We start from the raw sequence: 19,405 nt of genomic DNA, 5'->3' as shown, positions 1-19,405 counted from the left end.
ACTTGGATCTGCGTTTGGCGCAGTCGACCGAAACGACACCAAAGTGAGAGGGACCGACCGCCTCGACTCGCTGCTGAATCACCCCAGCTGGCTTGCCGATGTAACGGGCCTGATTGGATTTTGACGATTTTGACGAACGTTTCTTGGTGGCGATTGCCATATCGGAGTTCCTTGATTGAAGGGAAAGTGAATTCCTTCAATGAAAGCACTCAGAATGCGCCCCTGGTAGTTTTTTAGGCTAACTTGGGGACATACCAGGCATGGCTCTCGTATCCAATGATCGTTCCAAAATGCGTCCCTGACGAACAAACGCTCGCCAGGGACCGACAACACCATTGGCGTACCGCTTTTGCAGGGAAACGCTGGCGACCGAGATATCCCTTGCCAAGCCAGCACCTCTGCAGAGTTCGGCTCCGTTTCTCCCGGCAGTGCCAGTCTAACATTGATAATCACATCCCACAAATAAATCCTTCGATACGGGAGCCATGCCTTGAAAACCTCGGACGCACGCTTCCGTCGGATGAGCCATTGAAAATTCTGATTCGACTCAGTAACCGCGAGAGATCATCTCGCGTAGTGGATGAGGGTACGTGCCCTTGCACCCTTGGGACTCGTTGGCTGGTCCACTTTCGTTCGGTTTTCTGATCAGGCGTGAAACGGTATGAAATCGATGGACGACGACACGCATCCCAGTGACGAATCGCGGGGCCGGCCTGATCCTCCCTCAGTTCCTGAGAGTGAAGGAGCAGATCCTGAAATCACCGCACAGCCTGAAATGGCGCCCGATCTCTCGACAAGTTCTCCGACCGCGAGAAGAGTGGCGGTCGCGATCGTTGTGTTTGGCCTCCTCGGCAGCCTGTATGCATTCGCACGCGTTGACCCACAATGGCAGGAGCAGAAGACAACGTACAACGTGTACGAAAACGACGCCGGTCATCTAGTTTACACGTTCAAGGGTGAGGAAACGCCTGTCGAAGATGTTGTTCCTTATGAAGAATCGCCGCTCCGACAGGAGGCGTTGCAGACGCTCGATGGAGAACCGCCTCTGAGCCAACAATGGGTGGTCGAATCGGTGCCGGACGAAGGCGCCGACACGCGAGGCTATTCGCTTTTGGAAACCCGGTTCCACTTCGGTTTGTGGTCGTTGCTGCCTGCAGCGGTTGCCATCGGACTTTGCTTGATCACCAAAGAACCTCTCACCGCGTTATTGAGCGCAGTGGTTGTTGGCGCGTTCATGCTGGGACGGTTCGATATCACCGATGCCGTGTTGTTGCCGAGCCTAGCCAGTGAAAGTGCTGCGACCATTTTGTTGCTGTACCTTTGGTTGCTCGGCGGTTTAATGGGAATCTGGTCGCGGACCGGAGCGGCTCAAGCGTTTGCCGAATTCATGACCGCCCACTTCGTGAAAGGGCCACGGTCGGCAAAATTGGTCGCCTGGCTCATGGGGATCGTATTCTTTCAGGGCGGAACGGTCAGCGTCGTGCTGGTCGGAACGATCGTCACGCCGGTTGCGGACAAGGAAAAAGTGAGCCACGAGGAGCTTGCCTACATCGTCGATTCGACAGCATCACCGATCGCTTCCGTGTTGGCATTCAACGCATGGCCGATCTATATCCAAGCGTTAATATTTGTCCCGGGAGTCAGCTTCCTGGCGACCGAATCGGATCGAATTGCGTTCTTCTTCCAGAGCGTCCCGTTCAGCTTCTACGGCATTCTTGCGGTGACCGGTACTTTTCTACTCAGTATCGGAATCACCCGCTTCTCGGGTCGAGGAATTCGGGCGGCGAGTGAGCGTGCCAGAACCACGGGACAACTGGATGCACCGGGAGCTACGCCCACGCGCCTGGACTCAGCTCAGCTCGCAAACGTTCCACGCGGATATCGCCCCAACGTGTTAGAATTTTTCATCCCGCTGCTACTGTTGATCGGCACGGCTGTGAGCACGTTTTATGTGCTGGGCACACCGAAGGTGAACTGGGCCTTTGGAGCGGCGTTGCTCCTATCCGTATTAGTGGCTCTGGCGAAAGGGATGCGACTGAGTGATGTGATCGCCGGCGTCGGTGATGGACTCAAAGGAGTGGTTGTTGGATCCGTCATTCTGATGTTGGCCGTGACCATTGGTAGTATCAGCAGCGAAGTTGGGGCGGGTGTGTATCTGGTGGACCTGCTTGGCGATCGTATCCCCTACATCGCACTGCCGGTCGCCCTCCAGCTCATCACGATGGTCATTGCCTTTTCAACGGGAACAAGCTGGGGTACCTACGCGATCGCCTTTCCCCTCGCCATGCCATTGGCGTGGAATGTGGCAACGGCAAGCGGGATTTCGAATCCAGAGCTGTTTATGTCCGTCTGTTTCGCAACCGTGTTGAACGGCAGTGTGTATGGCGATCAATGTTCACCGATCTCCGATACGACCATCCTCAGCGCGATGACGACCGGGTGCGACCTGACCGACCATGTGAAAACCCAAATTGTGCCAGCGTCGTATGCCGCAGCTCTTGCTGCGGCGATGTGGACGGCAACGGTCGCACTGTTCGCGTGAACCACACGACTCGCGACGCGTTATCGGACACGCTGTGCCGATCTCTCAACGCCAACGCTTCACAGCGTTGACAAAAGGGCGACTGCCCCCCCTGGGAGGGTCGGACGCAAACCATTTGAAATGGTTTGCAACGGCCTCGCCGGAGAGCGACCTTACTTGGTTGTTGTTTTCTCATCCTTGGGGTGGGACCATCCCCAGCGGAACAGATTTCGGGAATCAATGTAACGTGAGTCACTCGACGCGCTCCCAAGCACCACGACGATCAACTCGATGCCGTCGCGTGTACCGCTGGCAACTAGGCAACAACCCGCAGCGCTGGTCGTCCCGGTCTTGATTCCGGTGAAGCCTTCGTAACGCAGAAGTCGATTGGTGTTCTTCCAAGCGACATCTCGTTGATAGCCACTTTCGGAACCGACGCGACAGACATAGCGGGCCGTGCCAACAATCTTGCGAAACAGTGGTAGTTGCATGGCGGCCTTGGCGAGGATCGCTAAGTCAGCGGCGGTCGTCAGATGACCATTGGACGTCAATCCGTGGGTGTTCTTGTAGGTCGTATGAAGCATGCCCAACCGCTCAGCGGTCGAATTCATTGCGGCGATGAAGTCTTGCAGTCCATCGCCGTATTCCCCGCCCGAAACGCGACCGCCGAAATGTTCTGCCAACGCGACGGAGGCGTCGTTTCCCGAAGGCAACAGTAAGCCGTATAGCAGATCACCGACCGAGATCTGTTCGCCCGCGACAAGCTCCGAAGATGAGCCGATGACATCGTCGGCAGCACGTGAAAACGTCAACAATTCTTCCAATACCTGCGGTTGCTTTTCAGCTAACTCCAGCACCAGGTAGGCCGTCATGATTTTGGTGACACTGGCGGGATGCCGCTGCTCGCCGGACGACGAACCGGCGATTTCGATGCCGCTTTTCGCGTCCACGATCGTCCATGCCGATGCGGTCGTGAGCGGGGGACCGGACAGCGAATCGGCGGCAAGTTTGGCCTTGGGTGGAGTCGCGTGGGCTGGTACCGCAGCGGCTTCTGCGGCGCTGATGATCGGTCCGAGCGCCATCCAGAAATCACGATCGACGATGCCTGTCGCCGCCAGATTCTTCTCGGTTTGAAAACGACGAACGACTGACTTGGTTTCAGGTCCAAAGACACCATCCACCTCCATGCTCGGTGATGGCTGCATTCGCCCGTTGAGTGTCCGCTGCAAGCCCTCCACCAAATCACCGCGACTTCCCGTGCGGAGCGTCTGCACCAGACTGGGGGCCGTCACCGGGGCTTGATTCTTGAAGGTCTCATAGGCAATGCGTCCGATCTCACCGATCACCAGATCGGCACTATTCTGATCGGATGACCCACGGTCAACGTTGTCATGAGTCATCACGCAATACAGCATCGTGCCGTCAACGGTTTCAACCCATCCGGCATCGGTTCGGATATCGTCGACGTAACCGGTTTTGTGAGCAATACGGGCTCCTGCAGGAAGGTAACGCTGGAACTTGGTGGTATCATCGCAGGCGTATAGATGTGACGTCACCTGTTTCGTGGTCGCTTTGTCGAATAGCTGATTCTCATGCAGTCGTTCGAGCAGACTGACCATCTCTGCCGGTGTGGTGCTGCCGATTCCATACAATTTACTCCGGGGCAAATCGTTGGTCGTGCGTCGCCTGTAGAGCTTCGAGTTCAGCCGCGTTTCGGTCAGTCCCAGCGACTTCATCTTCTCGTTGGTGCTGTCTAAGCCAATAGCATCGATCACCAGATTAGTGGCGGTATTGTCCGAGCGAACGATCATCAGATGGGCGGCGTCGCGAAGTGAAAGCGTCAAGCCGGGCGAAAACTGTGTGGTCAGGATGCCCGAACCAGGCACCATGTCTTTCGCTTGGAGTGTGATCATGGCGTCCAGATCAGCTCGGCCGTTGTCGACTTCGTCGTACAGTGTGACCAGCAGCGGCAGCTTGATCAAACTGGCCGTCCCGCTAACCGAATCGGCTTGATGGGCAAAAGTCGCACCGGAAGGAAGGTGCTTCAGCATCACATTGACTTGGCCCTGATGCGAGCGGATCAGGGGAAGAATCAACTTTGCGAGTTGCTTCTCCTGGGCAGCCACATCGATGTCTGGCTTGCCTGCGTCAACGGCAGCGACTGGTTTATCGGTGGAGATCGAATCGTCAGCGGACACCGAGAGGATCCCGGCGGTGGTCGCCATGGAGCATAGCAGCAGTAAAGACTGGCAGAAGAAAACTCGTTGCATCATTTCTCGCTCAGGTTTGGGTTTCGATTTCATCAACGGTGGACTCGATTTGTCGGCAGTCCGTCGCTAGGGGACCATCATGCAGGCTGACGCCGGTACCGTTGCCGCTCGGGAACTGACAACGTCCCTGGATCACCTTGGCCCCGTCGGCGATGTCGGTTGCGATCAGCGCGGCGCCATCCATGTCAACGTAATCCAGTGCAGGCAGAAACTGCGCGATCGCTGAGATGCCGACAGATGATTCAGTCATGCAGCCCATCATGACTTTCATGCCCGCCGATTTGGCATGATCGATCATCCGTCGCGCCGGAGCCATGCCACCGCACTTTGTTAATTTGATATTGATGCCATCGAAGCGACCGATACAGTGCTGCACATCGTCTTCGACCACGCAGCTTTCATCGGCGATGATCGGAAGGGCGGAACCATGGCGGACTTCTGCCGCGCCGTCGCGATCCGCTGCAGGTAGCGGTTGCTCGATAAACTCCACCCCCAATTCCGCCATCTGGGGTGCGTACCGAATCGTTTGCTCAACGGTCCAACCGCAGTTGGCGTCGACGCGAAACGCGGCGCTCGTGTGTTCCCGCAGTTCACGCACTATCGCCAAGTCGTCAGGGGTGCCAAGCTTAATCTTGTACACAGGCCATCCCGGCATCTGATTCAATTTGGCAACCATGGATTCGATCGTATCGATGCCGATTGTGTAGTTCGAAGCAGGAACATCAGCCAACTCCCACCCCCAAAGTCGATGCAGCGGCTCGCCTTTCAACTTTCCGTGCAGATCGTGCAGCGCCAGATCGAGCGCGGCCAGTGCGAATTGGTTGTCGCCCCCTAAAGCACTGGAGACGCGATCGAGCAGCGCATCGGGTTGTAGCGGATCAGCCGACTCGACCAGGTGTCGAACTGATTCCAATGCCGCGGCCATCGCGGCCGCGGTGGCGTTGTAGTAACGATTGGTCGTCGCTTCGCCATAGCCGTGCTGATCGTCGTGGGAGAGCTGAACAATGAATGTGGGTTGGACCGAGGTTGCCCCGCGTGAGATTCGAAAGACGTGCTTGAGAGGAAGATCGAAGACGCGATAGGCCAGTTGCATGGTGGAATCTTGGGAAGGGAGAGGCGAGGAAGAGCACGCTCACGGTTTGAACCGGACGAACGCACTTTAATGTCAAACAACTCCGGAGACAATTCGATCCGCCAATATATCTCGCGGTGCGCCACAATAGGGAAGCCGAACAAGTCCCATGATTGAGCTTCGTCCAGCCGTCGGTTTTGGCCGAAGCCAACGGGGTGCGTCGGCAATCCCCACGCGAAGATGATCTACCGCAAACTATGAAACAGCAGATTTTGTCCGTTTCTTCAGGAAACGGTGGCCCGCTTGAATTGTGAAAGACGCATGGATCTCTGACGGCATTTCATTCAGAACCAACGGATCCACTCTCATGACCAAGAAACGTGTCGGGCTAATCACCCTCTCCTGTCTTGCTGGCGTTACCAGCATCGCGTACGTCTTTGCGCAGCCGCCGGGCGAGCAAGAGAAAGTTCTCCTTCTGGAAGCGGCGGACACCGACGGCAACGGCTGGCTCGACGACCAAGAGCGAGCCATTGCCCGTGAGGAGGTTCAGTCGGGGCAGGGTGTTGGGTTTGACCTTCGCGGCATGGCACGCCGGTTCGGTCGCGGCGGCGAGATGCCTGCACCCGAGCCAGGCAAGCAAATTTCCAAGGATTCCGTCACGCCTCAGGAAGGGGACCTGTACGATCCTTCGGTTCTGCGGACCGTTTTTATTGATTTCGCCAGCGATGATTGGGAATCGGAACTCGAAGACTTTCACAACACCGACGTCGAAGTCCCTGCGACTCTGACCGTCGACGGCGAGGAGTTCCCCAATTGCGGCATCCGGTTCCGCGGCGCCTCATCTTACGGTCACGTCCCCTCGGGCCACAAACGATCGCTGAACGTTTCGGTTGATATGGCTGACGACGAGCAACGGGTGCTTGGCTACAAAACGTTGAATCTGCTCAATGCACACGGCGATGACTCGATGTTGAGTACTGTGTTGTACTCGCACATCGCCCGGCAGCACATCGCGGCGCCGAAAGCCAATTTTGTACGTGTTGTCATCAACGGAGAGAACTGGGGTGTCTTTACGAATGTCGAGCAGTTCAATAAGGACTTCTTAAAAGCGAACTTCGGCAGTAAGAAGGGTGCTCGGTGGAAAGTCCATGGCTCGCCCCGGGGCGGTGGCGGACTGGACTACCGAGGCGAAGATCTCGCCAACTACGAGCATCCCTACGAGCAGAAATCGGGAGGCAAGAAATCGCTCGCCAAACTGGCCGAGCTCTGCCGCGTCCTCGAGCAAACGCCGACTGAACAGCTTCCAGCGGCCCTCGAGCCAATCTGCGACGTCGATGGGCTGCTGTGGTTCCTCGCCCTCGACAATGGGCTGATCAACGGCGATGGATATTGGGTGCGTGCGAGCGATTACAGCATCTATTTGGATCCAGATGACCGATTTCACATCATCCCCCATGACATGAATGAAGCCTTCCAACCAGCACGCGGCGGACGGGGTGGCCCCGGCGGGCCAGGTGGCCCTCGAGGCCCGGGTGGGCCCGGTGGACCTGATGCGGGAGGCGGGCGAGGCGGTCCAGAGGGTCGCGGTTTTGGACCGGGCGGATTCGGCCCCGGCGGACCGCCTCCTGGCGGTGAGCCACGCCAACGCGATGCTCGTGGCAGAGGCCCCGAGCGGGGGCGACCCGAAGGAGATCGACCTCAGCGTGATGAGCGGGGAGGACCAGGTGGACCGGGCCGAGGTGGACCGGGCCGAGGTGGGCCGGGCCGAGGTGGGCCGGGCCGAGGTGGGCCGCCGGCAATCGCCGGATCGGCTGTCGAACTCGACCCGATGATCGGCATGAACGACCCAAGCAAACCGCTGCGGAGCAAAGTTTTGGCAGTGCCCCAGTATCGTGAACAATACCTCCGCAACGTGCGTCAGCTCGCCGAAGAATCGCTGGATTGGAGTCAGCTAGGCCGCATCGTCGATGAGTCCATCAATCTAATCGGCGAGGCTGTCCGAGAGGATACGAAAAAGCTGAGCACGTACGAGGCTTTTGTAGCGGCAACCCATAGCGACGACGCCGGTCCGGACCCCGCCAACGCGGACGGTGGTCGCCGTGCGATGAACATCAAGTCGTTTGCTGAAGCTCGCCAAAAGTATCTACTCGAAGTCACGACACCCTGATGTGCCGTAGCGGACTCTTCGCTAGCCAAACACGCGTGAACAATAACTGACGACGTCAAGAGTGGCGTCAGCAACACACGATGAATAAGTGTCGGTTTTCGTAGTGGACGAGGCGACGAGTCCTGCGACTTTGGACTCGTCGCCTCGTCCACTACGACAGGAATTGATCGTGCGTTGCTAAGCTTCCAGCTTGCGATTGTTTGCCGACCGCAACCTGGAAGCTTGCGCCACTTATTGTTCACGCGATGCTCAACGGAACTCCTGCAGAGTTCCTCGACATTTCCTCACTTTGTTTGAACATCTGCACTCAAAATGCTCATGGAATTCCTTGACATCCCGCTTTATGACGACGACATCTTCAAGATGCTCGTCCGCTTTGGCGTCAACTTATTCTTCCTGTCGATCGTCGTCGTCTTCGCGATTTATCCGAACCAACGCGAGCGTAGTTTCGCATTCACCGCCGTCATGCTGAACGTCACCGTGTTCTTCATTTGCTTCACGTTGAAGAAGCTCGAGATTGATATTGGCATGGCGTTGGGACTGTTCGCCATCTTCGGTGTGCTTCGATATCGCACCGATGCGATCTGCACCAAGGAGATGACTTACCTCTTCGTCGTGATCGGGATCGCCGTTATCAACTCGCTGGCCAATCGGAAGACCAGCTATGCCGAGATCGCTTTGGTCAACACGCTGATCGTCGCCGCGGTGATGTTGAAGGAATGGGTGATCGGACGCGTCCCACCCGAGCAAGACGCATTGTCGAAATCGAAGAAGAACGGTAATGGGGATGGAACCGGCAACGCCAACGGCAAGCCGACCAAGTACACGATCGAGTACGACAAAGTCCAGTGGCTCGGCAGCGAGATGCGACAGGTCATGCTGGACGACCTCAGGTCACGCACCGGCATGGACATCGCCCGCGTACAGATTAAGTCCGTCAATCTGGGCCAGAACACCGCCACCCTTTGCGTGTGGTGCCATGAGCCGCCAACTTAGAAACGGACAGCGCCGCCACAATGGCAGGGTAATAGACGAGGCGACGAGTCCGCTATCAGATTCTATCTGCCGCCCGCTGTCGAACGAGCGTCCAACTCGCTCAGTTCGACATCCCGCCATCGGCGCGGATGTGCTGGCCGGTGAGCCATTTGCCATCGCTGCCGGCCAGGAACGAGACGACGGCGGCAATGTCCTCCGGCGTACCCAAACGGCCGAACGCTGACAAATCGATGAACTGCTGCTTCTTTTCCTCGTCACTCTCGTCAAACATGCCCGGGCTGGTGGCACCAGGCCGCACGCTGTTAACAGCAATGCCTCGACCGCCCACTTCTTTCGAGAGTGACACCAGCATCGCGTCAATCGCGGCTTTGGTGGCCGAGTAGAGCCCGGTGCCCTGGCGCGGGCGTTCAGCGAGTTGCGAGGAAACGAAGATGATCCGGCCATTGTCACGAACATGGCTGGCTGCTTCGCGGATCGTCAGGAACGCTCCCCGGAAATTGACCGCCATCAGACGATCAAAGTCATCCACGGAGCAATCCGCGATAGGTCCGCCACGCATCGCGCCGGCGTTAGCGACGACCACGTCGACGCTTCCGAATCGGCTGAGCGTTTGTGCGAACAAATCCTGCACTTCCTTCTCACTGGATACGTCAGCCCCGATCGCGAGCGCCGCTCCATTTTCGCGCTGGATATCGGAGACGACTGCATTGGCCGCGTTCTGGTCGGATCCATAATGCACGACTACTTGGAATCCGTCGGCCGCCAGACGACGACAGATGCCGCCGCCAATTCCACCAGATCCGCCCGTCACAACTGCAGTTTTCATCGTCATACCCAAAACTTTTTAATCACTACGCGATGGTTACTTGGCAGCCGCTTTGACAGCCGCGATGACCTCAGAAGGTTCGGCGCGTTTCTTGTAGTCGGCGTCGAGGAACGCGTAGGTGATCTTACCCGATTGATCGACAACGTAGGTCGCTGAGAGTGGCAATTGAAGATCGTCGTTTCCGTTGTAGGTCTTCAGCCGTCCGCTGTCGCGATACATCGGTGCGATCGGCTCGGGCAAATCGAAGACGATGCCATATTTCTTGGCCAACTCGTTGTTTGCATCGTGCAGAGCAACGATATCGATGCCGCTCGCTTCAGCCGTTTGTTGGGCTTTCGCGGGAAGCTCCGGTGTCATCACGACCAGCCTAGCACCGGCATTCTCGATCTGGTCCAGGTTCTGCTGCATCGCCCGCAGTTGCAGGTTGCAGTAGGGACACCAACCGCCACGGTACCACATCAGAACGACGGGCCCCTTATTCCACAACTCGCTGAGTTGGACGGTGTTGCCTTGCCAGTCTTCAGCCGTGCCATCAACCGCCTTGTCGCCGACCTGTTTGGCGGACTTCTCGATCCCAGTCGCCCGGACCATGTCAATGCCCTTTTGGAAGGCGGCTTTCCGCTCTTCCGGGGCTCTCGCAGCGAATTGGGCGGTTTTTTCGGCCAACTGGTCTGCCAGACTAGTTTCCGTGCTGTTTTGCTGAGCCATAGTCGTTCCGGTCAGAAGAAGGGTTCCCAAAAGGCCGGCTAGGGTCCGGCGGCGAGGCATCTGCATCATCGAATTCATTCACAGTAGCGGGGAGTCGTTTAGTGATAGAGCTGTAATGGCGATCCGCCTCCGCATTCCGCCGCCACGGCCAGCGGGAGCGGCGAATTACCGATCGACAGACCGGAGCGAAACGGACTCGGTCCTAGGAAAGGGTAACTCGTCCGATATCGCGCCAATGGTGCGACAAGTTCTCGACGAGAAGACTCTCGTCGAGGACTTCCTTGTTTTGCTCATTGGACGCGGAAGTAGCTGCTTGAAAAATCCAATATCCTGGACTCCAGCCACTAGAATCTGTGAAGAACCAGAATGGGAAGATGGCTCGTTTCCGGCAAAGTTCTTGAGTCGCGTTTCTTCCCCAACTCATTTTTAGTTGTGCCGCTATGATTTCCAAACTCATTTCTGCCGCGACTGTGGCACTCGCTTCGATCGCCTGGTTGGCTATCGCCTGGTTCACTTGGCCGAGCAAGGAAATGATCGCGCCCGAGGAGACTGGCGAGATCGGGTTCCTGGGCATCGTAGTCGTTACGAAATACATCGGCTACATCCTTCGTGCTGCCGCATCCATCTTATTAGCCAGCGTTTCCTTCTCGGCGGTCCTAACCCTCAGCATCATCGCGGTGGATGCGGTCGCCAATCGCGCCGACCGCTTGAGCTGACCACGCGTGAGCATTGGTCTATCGTCGAGTCAGATGGGAGCGACGACGTACCCGGTGGTGTTCGCTTGAGCTCCTATCGCCGGCTATGTCCGGTAACTCCTTCGGTGTGAACCGAGAAGTAGGGCCGGTTCCACCGGCCGTCCCCTGGGCGTGAACCGGCCGACGAACCACCAAGCTAGTTGTCGCCATTGCCCGCCCATTGGGTCCACGAACCAACGCATATGGCCGGTGGAACCGGCCCTACGTCGATCGAGTATCTCACCCACCGTCGTGCAAACGCTGCGGTGAATGGACCGAACGATGTTTGGTTCGCGAGGGACGCTCGCGGTGAGCGCCGATCATCGCAAGCGAGGTTGCCGTCAAGTTAGATAGCGACCAAGGGAACGGGTTTGGCCGGGGCAGTTTGTACCGTCTTCCCACCAGCCAACGTCTGCATACGCCTTTCATGCTTTTTCTGGCTGGTGAAGTGCTCGGAGTGTTTTTCATTCACCTCGCTCGCTTGGCGTCCCGATTCGAGTAGCGGTAGGGCCGGTTCTACCGGCCGTCCCCTGGGCGTGAACGGGGCGACGAACCACCAAGCTAATTGTTGCCATCGCCCGCCGAACGGGTCCACGAACCGGCGCATATGGCCGGTGGAACCGGCCCTACGTGCAACATGCCTGTTTCGAAGGTCTGTCAATACAGACCCTCTCGAATTGTTGGCAATGGCAGCACCGTCAATCGGACTTTGGCGTTGCGTTCTGTGTGGAATCGGCAACTTGAACCTCAAAACGATTGGGCTGGTCGTTCTCCCAAACGGCCGTGATGATGGCGGTATCGCCGTCGAGTTCGTAGCGAAAGCGCTCGCCGGTCAACGGATCCAATGGAACAGGCGCAACGGTGACTTGGTCGAGTGATTCAGGAAGTTGCCCGTCGTTGAGTGCAGCGTGCCAGCGGATCGCTTCGATGTTTTGGAGCAGCGCCAAGTAGGACCGGGTGCCGAAGTCAGCATCCAGTAAGGATCCAAAATTGATTGAGAATGCTTTTTCGAGCGGTAGAATGTCGCCCGAACTCTGCATGAGATTTTGCTCCTCTTTCAGCTGCTCTTTGGCTTCGTTGTACGGTAAGAATGTCCACCGATAGCGATGTTGCAATTGCTGCTGGTATTCGTGGTAGCTTTGCCTCAGAATCACTCTGGAAACCGGCATCTTCTCGACCACATCGGCAGGAATCCCAGACGCGATCAGCCGCTTTTTGGCGAGTGGGTAGGCGTGGTTTGACCACGTTTCGATGGCCCCTAATGACTTGGCAAGTTCATCATCCCCGTCGACTATCATCTCCCAGACCTGTCGTAGCTGCGCATCCCAGTATTCCTTTGTGAAATCATCGCTGTCAAAATGTTGGACAAAGTCGAAGGAGAGTTCAACTCCGTAGAGCGAACCCTCCATGCCTCGGCGAAAGTCGATAAACGGATCCGCCATCGTCGTCCACGCCCAAATCAAATTTGGCGCATCGGGCTGTTGTTGCAGTTCCATCGCGACGCGGCAGAGGTTGCGAACCATCTGCGCACCGATTGCCGGATTGATGAATACCGGTGCGTCAGCGACATGGCGTGCCAAGCCAAATCCGTCGCGCATCGTCGCAATCGCACCGTCGAAGTCTCCTTCGGCAATTTGCAGGCGGGCACGAATAATCAACATCCTCGCAAAGGAGCGAACCTGCTGGATCTCTGGCAACAAAATTTCATAAAAGGGGGTTCGTCGTATTGGTAGTTGCCAATCACATGTTTCACAAATTGCCCCTGAATGAATATTGTCGAAAAGCATCGGATAGCTAGCTAGATATTGCGCCACTTTGTCATGTTTGAGTTCCGCCAACGACATTTTTCGAAGTTCATGTTCGCGCAGCCAATAGTCGTCGTATCGAACGAATGCTTGTTGCTCAGCAAAGACCTTCCCGTACTTCACAGCCGCGTTCCCGGTGGTCTGCTCGGGTACAGTGAACACAAATCGGTGCTGCAGGAGCGGCTGCGTTGGTACGGAAGGGGTGATCGTCAAATGCAGAGTCGTTTCCCGATCCTCAGGTGGCGCCGCTAGCGCCGATACCGTGACAAAATATCCAAAAATCATCCCTAACCAATGCGGCTGAAAGAAACGTTTCATCGTGAACTCCTCTTGCGGGAAAAAAAGTCTGGTAACAGTAGGTGGCGGCGCCATTACGAGCGAAACAACTGACGCTGCCACTGCAGAGTGGTCGGTAAACTCATTGTGGGGAACGTGGGCGTGTGTCGATCTTTAAAGTCCTCCGGTCCATAGTGTTTTTGATCATCGATCCATTCTTCACCGGAGTATTGGTTAAGCAATGTGCTCAGACTGGAACGTGTGGATACACGTTGAGGTTTCAATGGATAATTATGCTCCTCAAGCAACGCGGCTGGTTCGGGTCCGGATGCGATGGAGTCCATTGCATTGGTTTGCTCGCCAGAACTAGCGATGGCGTGCTGGACCGGCTGATCGTCTTGAGTCATAATTAACTGTGCTCTGGGGGCATCGCCGTTCGCATGCAGATCGTAAAATGACAGCGTCAGCGTGGTTAGCAGTGATGCCGCGATGGCGATACCGGCATAACGCATGAGAGCAGGAATACGGTCGTTCATTCGACGCTGACTTTCATGCGCGACCCCAGCTGCAAAGAGCAACCGATCGTGATTGAGGGCACTGGCCGGAACTAGCTTACAGAGTCGTTGTTCAAATGCCGCGAGATCATCGGAAACCATCATCTCGGATGCGGCTTCGCTCTGAATGTCATCCTTGGAATCTTGGTTCATCGCAGCACCTCGGTAGTTTGGATGTGGAGTTGTTGGCGGATTGCTTGTAGTCCTGACTGGTATCGACGGGACGCGGTACTGGGAGAGACCTCCGTGAGCACTGCGATTTCGTCGAAGGACAACCCGCCCCACAATCGGGCGACGATTGTCTCGCGGACTTCGACGGGTTGATTCTGCAGCGCTGCGGTGGCAGTTTCGATATCGATCGTGGCTCCTGGCGTCGGTTCAAACCACAGTTCGCGATTCTGGCTAGCCGATTGTTCATGTCGTTCGCGTCGCACCTGGCTGCGATAGGCGTTCGCGGATTCGTTGCGTACAACGCGAAACAGCCAAGCTCGGATGTTATCGGGCCGATGCCGCAATCGGAATAATTTTACAAATGCTTCCTGCACAACGTCCTCGGCACAATCACAGCGCCCACGAGCAAACAGCACCAATGCCGGCCCCCAGCGACGGACCAAGTCCGCATCAGTGCAGACGGGATCGATGGGTGGAATGGAAGCATTCATGCAGTCTCAGACTCAGCGGGATTGGTACAGTGTAGACACCGCCAACGTGCAACCGCGTCAGATATTTCATGCTGCGATTCTGAAATTTTCGAAGAGACTCCAGAGACGAGCCTTAAGGACATTCCCGGTGGTGTTCGCTCCCGGTCAAAAAGACCGGCTGTTTTTTGAAGCACGTCCGGTGTGATACCAGCGGTAGGGCCGGTTCTACCGGCCGTTCCCTGGGCGTGAACGGGGCGACGAACCACCAAGCTAATTGTTGCCATCGCCCGCCGAACGGGTCCACGAACCGGCGTATATGGCCGGTGGAACCGGCCCTACGTCGATCGAGTATCTCACCCACCGTCGTGCAAACGCTGCGGTGAATGGACCGAACGATGTTTGGTTCGCGAGGGACGCTCGCGGTGAGTGCCGATCATCGCATGCCGAGGTGGCCGTCAAGTTAGATAGCGACCAACGGGAGCGGCTTTGGCCAGGGCAGTTTGTACCGTCTTCCAACCAGCCAACGTCTGCATACGCCTTTCATGCTTTTTGGGCTAGTGAAGTGATCGGAATGTTCGTCATTCACCTCGCTCGCTTGGCAACCCGTTTCGAGCAGCCGTAGGGCCGGTTCTACCGGCCGTCCCCTGGGCGTGAACGGGGCGACGAACCACCAAGCTAATTGTTGCCATCGCCCGCCGAACGGGTCCACGAACCGGCGCATATGGCCGGTGGAACCGGCCCTACGTCGATCGAGTATCTCACCCACCGTCGTGCAAACGCGGCAGTGATCCGACCGAACGATGTTTGGTTCGCGAGAGATGCTCGCGGTGAGTGCCGATCATCGCATGCCGAGGTGGCCGCCTAGTTGGATAGCGACCAACGGGAGCGGTTTTGGCCGAGGTTGCTTGTACCGTCTCCGCCCACCAGCCAACGTCTGCATACGCCTTTCAAGTTTTTGGTTGGTGAAGTGCTCGGAGTGTTTTTCATTCGCCTCGCTCGCTTGGCACCCCGTTTCGAGTAGCCGTAGGGCCGGTTCTACCGGCCGTCCCCTGGGCGTGAACCGGCCGACGAACCACCAAGCTAATTGTTGCCATCGCCCGCCGAACGGGTCGACAAACCGGCGCATATGGCCGGTGGAACCGGCCCTACGTTGATCGAGTATCTCACCCACCGTCGCGCGAACGCTGCGGTGAATGGACCGAACGATGTTTGGTTCGCGAGGGACGCTCGCGGTGAGCGCCGATCATCGCATACCGAGGTGGTCCTCTGGCTAGGATAGCGACCAACGGGAGCGGCTTTGGCCGGGGTTGCTTTTACCGTCTTCCCACCAGCCAACGTCTGCATACGCCTTTCATGCTTTTTGGGCTAGTGAAGTGATCGGAATGTTCGTCATTCACCTCGCTCGCTTGGCAACCCGTTTCGAGCAGCCGTAGGGCCGGTTCCACCGGCTGTCCCCTGGGCGTGAACCGGCCGACAAACCACCAAGCTAGTTGTCGCCATTGCCCGCCAAGTCGGTCCACGAACCGGCGCATATGGCCGGTGGAACCGGCCCTACGTTATGGAGAAGCGATCGCGGTTTGGATGGCTCGGACTTGGGCTGCGTTCGTGACGCGACGCTGGGTTCCGAAGGAAACGTTGCCGAGGGATTGTCCGTCGTTGGCCAACACGCTGGCGCTGCCATGGACCTCTTGCACCCCAGTTCGTTCGACGAGCTGACGTGCGTTGTCCGCATTGACACCGCCGCCAGCGAGAATGCAGAGCGAGGCTGCTCGCTCGGTTAACCCGGCGATCAATTCGGCACCCGCCAATGCCGTCCGTTGCTGTCCCGACGTCAGCACTCGGTGGAATCCCAGCGTTTCGAGTTCTTCGACCGCGGCGAGCGGGTTGGGGACGAGATCGAACGCGCGATGGAAGGTAACCTCGAGCGCTGCGGCCGCGTCGATCAAGCGCCCGCACGTCTCGTGATCGATCATCCGCTCGCTCGTCAATGCTCCCAGTACAATTCCCTGGACGCCGATCGACTTAGCGATCTCGATGTCTCTTTTCATCGTTTCCACGTCAGCTTCGTCGTAGACGAACCCGCCGTCGTGCGGCCGGATCATCATCATGACGGGCATCTTCAAGTCGACGACGCATTGCTCCACCAGAGCGTAACTCGGGGTGGTGCCTCCAGCGGCGAGTGAGCTGCAGACCTCCAGCCGATCTGCTCCGCCAGCCTTCGCGGCGGCTGCGGACTGGAAAGAATCGATGCAAATTTCAAGGAGCATGGGCGATACGGTTATCGATGCCGCGGTTTTCTAGTTTTGAAAAGTCGCTTCGCGTGTGGCAAAAACGGGGGAGCAGGTTGCGAGCGTCGCATGGACTCGTCGCCTCGTCCACGACGGTTGCTGGCATGGACTCGTCGCCTCGTCCACTACGGTTGCTGGCATGGACTCGTCGCCTCGTCCACTACGGGCTGTGATGGTTAGGTGGCGGGGATGCGGCTTGGTGCGGGTACCATTCGATTTCCGCTTTGGCGGTCGTAGACGGCGTAGTCGAAGCCGGGTTGGATACAATACCCACCGACTCGGCCGAGTTTATCGATCGCGATAAAACCCACTTGGACGCTTTTCCATTCCGGGTTCTTCGCAATGACACGCTCGGTCGCCAAGCGGCAGGCCTCTTGAGGCGAGTTGCCCTGCCGCATCAGTTCGACGACGAGGAAGCTGCCGACGGCGCGGATGACTGCTTCGCCGACCCCCGTCGCACTGGCGGCGCCGATCTCGTTATCCACATACAGCCCCGCGCCGATCAGTGGCGAATCACCGACTCGGCCGGGTAGTTTCCACGCCAGCCCGCTCGTCGTGCAGGCACCCGAGAGATTTCCTGCCTCATCGATGGCAACCATGCCGATCGTGTCGTGGTTCTCGATATTGATCTCTCGGTGCTGGATCGCATCGGGATGTTCGGCTTTCCATTTTCCCCACTCTTGTTTCGCTTTGGGAGTGAGCAGATCCTTTTCCTGCATCCCATTGGCCAATGCAAAGCTCTTGGCACCTTCGCCGACCATCATCACGTGCGGTGTTTTTTCCATCACCATGCGAGCGACCGAGATCGGGTTTTCGATATCTTTGAGGTAGGCAACCGATCCGCAGTCGCCCTGCTCGTCCATGATGCACGCATCGAGAGTGACTTCACCGGACGCATCGGGAAGCCCACCGAAGCCCACGCTCGACACCTTCGGATCCGATTCACTCTGACGAACCCCGGCTTCAACCGCATCGAGAGCTCGGCCGCCTTGGGAAAGCACTTTCCAGGCAGCTTCGTTGGCGGCGAGGCCATGTTGCCAAGTGGAAATCACCACGGGGCGATTCGGCGTTGGTTTCTCGTCTGCCATCGCGAGCAACCTTCCCGAAGCAGTCATTGCAGTCATCCCGATCCATTGACGTCTGGAAATCATAAGTGTTCCTTGGCAATCGGTCATAGTGAACTTGAGGACGCGGAACGCATCGACTCCAGCCTAGCATGAGGCCGACGCAGATGCGAAGCATGGACAAGAAAGTTTTGTATTCTTCGATCGCAAACCATGGATTCCTGACAGCCCAGTCAGACACCCGCGAGCGTCTTCCAGCCAGCCGCTTGCGCGTCTCGGCTCACGTTGTTGATAGCCGGCGAGCTGACGGGGATCCGATTGGTGGGAAATCTACAGGAGCCAGCGCGTGGAGTGGTTCCACGCCAACTGACTTCTGCGGATCTGGTAGAGTTGGCTGCATCGGACACGAAACGAAACGCCGCTTTATCAGATCCCACCCGCGTCGCTTAGCAATTCTATTAATCAGGACTTTCCACACACCATGTTTCGAACACTCATTTCGCAATGTCTGCTGATCGCGATCGCCTACGGCCTTGGTTCACCAGCGACTGCGCAAACGCCGCAGACGCAGTCGAATCCGCAGCAGAAGCATGTGCGTATTCTTACCGTTGGCAATAGTTTTACCCACAATGCCACGCGGTATCTCGATGAACTCGTCGCGGCTGCAGGTCACCGTCTGACGCACAAGATGCTGTCGATCAGCGGCTCACCGCTGAGACTGCATGCGAGCAAAGCAATGGCGTTCGAGAAAAATCCTGAGGCGCCGTCGGCACACTACAGGGGCGGGGAGAGTTTGCAACAAGCCTTGAAAAGCGAACCTTGGGACTTCGTCACCATTCAACAGGTCAGCATCCAGAGCCACAACATCAAGACGTATCGTCCATTCGCACGGCAATTGGCTGACATCATCCGCCGCGACGCTCCAGAGGCCACACTGCTCGTACACCAGACCTGGGCATACCGTAGTGACGATCCACGCTTTGGGAAATCCAATCCCGCCGCAGGTGAACCAGCCACCCAGCGAGCGATGTATGAGGGGTTGAGCAAGGCCTACCGCACGATCACCGCCGATCTGTCGGCCCAGCGGATACCCGTCGGCGATGCCTTTTGGCTGGCCGATAACGATCCTGACTTTGGATATCGTGCGTCTCCCAATTTCGATGCTGGATCGTTTGTTTCTACCGATCTGCCAGCTCAACCCCACTCGCTACACGTCGGCTATCGCTGGAAGAATCGCGACGGCGAGCCACAACTAGGAATGGACGGCCATCACGCGAACTTGGCCGGTGAGTACTTAGGTGCTTGCGTTTGGTTCGAGTGCCTGTATGGCGAAAGTCCGGTGGGCAACGGATTTGTCCCCGAGAAACTCGATGTGGACTATGCCGCACATCTGCAGGAGATCGCTCATCAGGCTGCCCAGCAAGGCGGAGATGTGGCTCACGGGATCTCCGGTGAAACCGCACTGTCGGTAGGACGCTGAGTT

General features: G+C 57.3%; 14 protein-coding genes. 5 read left to right on the top strand and 9 right to left on the bottom strand.

Translation table 11 applies throughout. The annotated features are described in order from the left end of the window. Window positions 1–661: 661 nt before the first annotated feature. The gene (locus tag CA85_RS18705; protein WP_222435480.1) at window positions 662–2,542 is read left to right on the top strand and encodes a Na+/H+ antiporter NhaC family protein; all 1,881 of its coding nucleotides are present in this window, start codon (window positions 662–664) and stop codon (window positions 2,540–2,542) included. A gap of 152 nt (window positions 2,543–2,694) precedes the next feature. Here CA85_RS18705 and CA85_RS18700 read toward each other — a convergent pair whose 3' ends face one another. Beyond that, window positions 2,695–4,824, bottom strand: a complete 2,130-nt coding sequence (locus CA85_RS18700; RefSeq protein WP_146392879.1) for a serine hydrolase — start codon at window positions 4,822–4,824, stop codon at window positions 2,695–2,697. Beyond that, window positions 4,802–5,884 carry a dipeptide epimerase gene (locus CA85_RS18695; RefSeq protein ID WP_146392878.1) on the bottom strand — a complete coding sequence of 361 codons (1,083 nt, stop codon included), beginning with the start codon at window positions 5,882–5,884 and terminating at the stop codon, window positions 4,802–4,804. The genes CA85_RS18700 and CA85_RS18695 overlap by 23 nt, the downstream gene beginning before the upstream one ends. 346 nt (window positions 5,885–6,230) lie before the next feature. Between CA85_RS18695 and CA85_RS18690 the strand changes: the two genes are divergently transcribed. Together CA85_RS18690 and CA85_RS18685 are read left to right on the top strand one after the other, a co-directional pair. After that, entirely contained in the window at window positions 6,231–8,030 is a 1,800-nt protein-coding gene (locus CA85_RS18690; protein ID WP_146392877.1) for a CotH kinase family protein, read from the top strand. A gap of 318 nt (window positions 8,031–8,348) precedes the next feature. Continuing rightward, complete coding sequence (locus tag CA85_RS18685; RefSeq protein WP_146392876.1) at window positions 8,349–9,026, top strand: DUF4956 domain-containing protein; 678 nt, start codon at window positions 8,349–8,351, stop codon at window positions 9,024–9,026. A 100-nt stretch (window positions 9,027–9,126) separates the two neighbouring features. Here the strand turns inward: CA85_RS18685 and CA85_RS18680 are convergent, their stop codons facing one another. Both CA85_RS18680 and CA85_RS18675 read right to left on the bottom strand, forming a co-directional pair. Next, window positions 9,127–9,852, bottom strand: a complete 726-nt coding sequence (locus CA85_RS18680) for an SDR family oxidoreductase (RefSeq protein WP_246112963.1) — start codon at window positions 9,850–9,852, stop codon at window positions 9,127–9,129. Between the two features lie 36 nt (window positions 9,853–9,888). Then, entirely contained in the window at window positions 9,889–10,560 is a 672-nt protein-coding gene (locus CA85_RS18675; RefSeq protein ID WP_146392874.1) for a peroxiredoxin-like family protein, read from the bottom strand. Between the two features lie 440 nt (window positions 10,561–11,000). Between CA85_RS18675 and CA85_RS18670 the strand changes: the two genes are divergently transcribed. Beyond that, complete coding sequence (locus CA85_RS18670; RefSeq protein WP_146392873.1) at window positions 11,001–11,276, top strand: hypothetical protein; 276 nt, start codon at window positions 11,001–11,003, stop codon at window positions 11,274–11,276. Between the two features lie 716 nt (window positions 11,277–11,992). On the opposite strand, the gene CA85_RS18665 is transcribed toward CA85_RS18670, so the two are convergent. From CA85_RS18665 to CA85_RS18645, 5 genes are all read right to left on the bottom strand, one after another. Then, window positions 11,993–13,417 carry a hypothetical protein gene (locus CA85_RS18665; protein ID WP_146392872.1) on the bottom strand — a complete coding sequence of 475 codons (1,425 nt, stop codon included), beginning with the start codon at window positions 13,415–13,417 and terminating at the stop codon, window positions 11,993–11,995. A gap of 53 nt (window positions 13,418–13,470) precedes the next feature. Continuing rightward, on the bottom strand, window positions 13,471–14,082 hold the full coding sequence (locus tag CA85_RS18660; RefSeq protein ID WP_146392871.1) for a hypothetical protein: 612 nt from the start codon (window positions 14,080–14,082) through the stop codon (window positions 13,471–13,473). Beyond that, window positions 14,079–14,591: an RNA polymerase sigma factor gene (locus CA85_RS18655; RefSeq protein WP_146392870.1), complete on the bottom strand. Its 513-nt coding sequence runs from the start codon at window positions 14,589–14,591 to the stop codon at window positions 14,079–14,081. The genes CA85_RS18660 and CA85_RS18655 overlap by 4 nt, the downstream gene beginning before the upstream one ends. 1,535 nt (window positions 14,592–16,126) lie before the next feature. Further along, a complete protein-coding gene (locus CA85_RS18650; RefSeq protein ID WP_146392869.1) occupies window positions 16,127–16,837 on the bottom strand; it encodes a copper homeostasis protein CutC in 711 nt (236 codons plus the stop codon). Window positions 16,838–17,034: 197 nt separating this feature from the next. Further along, window positions 17,035–17,982: a N(4)-(beta-N-acetylglucosaminyl)-L-asparaginase gene (locus CA85_RS18645; RefSeq protein WP_222435478.1), complete on the bottom strand. Its 948-nt coding sequence runs from the start codon at window positions 17,980–17,982 to the stop codon at window positions 17,035–17,037. Window positions 17,983–18,403: 421 nt separating this feature from the next. On the opposite strand from CA85_RS18645, the gene CA85_RS18640 reads away from it, so the two are divergent. After that, a complete protein-coding gene (locus CA85_RS18640) occupies window positions 18,404–19,402 on the top strand; it encodes a DUF4886 domain-containing protein (RefSeq protein WP_146392867.1) in 999 nt (332 codons plus the stop codon). Window positions 19,403–19,405 lie beyond the last annotated feature (3 nt).

It is taken from the genome of Allorhodopirellula solitaria (genome assembly GCF_007859855.1).
Lineage (GTDB): Bacteria > Planctomycetota > Planctomycetia > Pirellulales > Pirellulaceae > Rhodopirellula > Rhodopirellula solitaria.
Note: the sequence above shows the minus strand (reverse complement) of the source record. Positions and strands in the feature narration are given on the sequence as shown.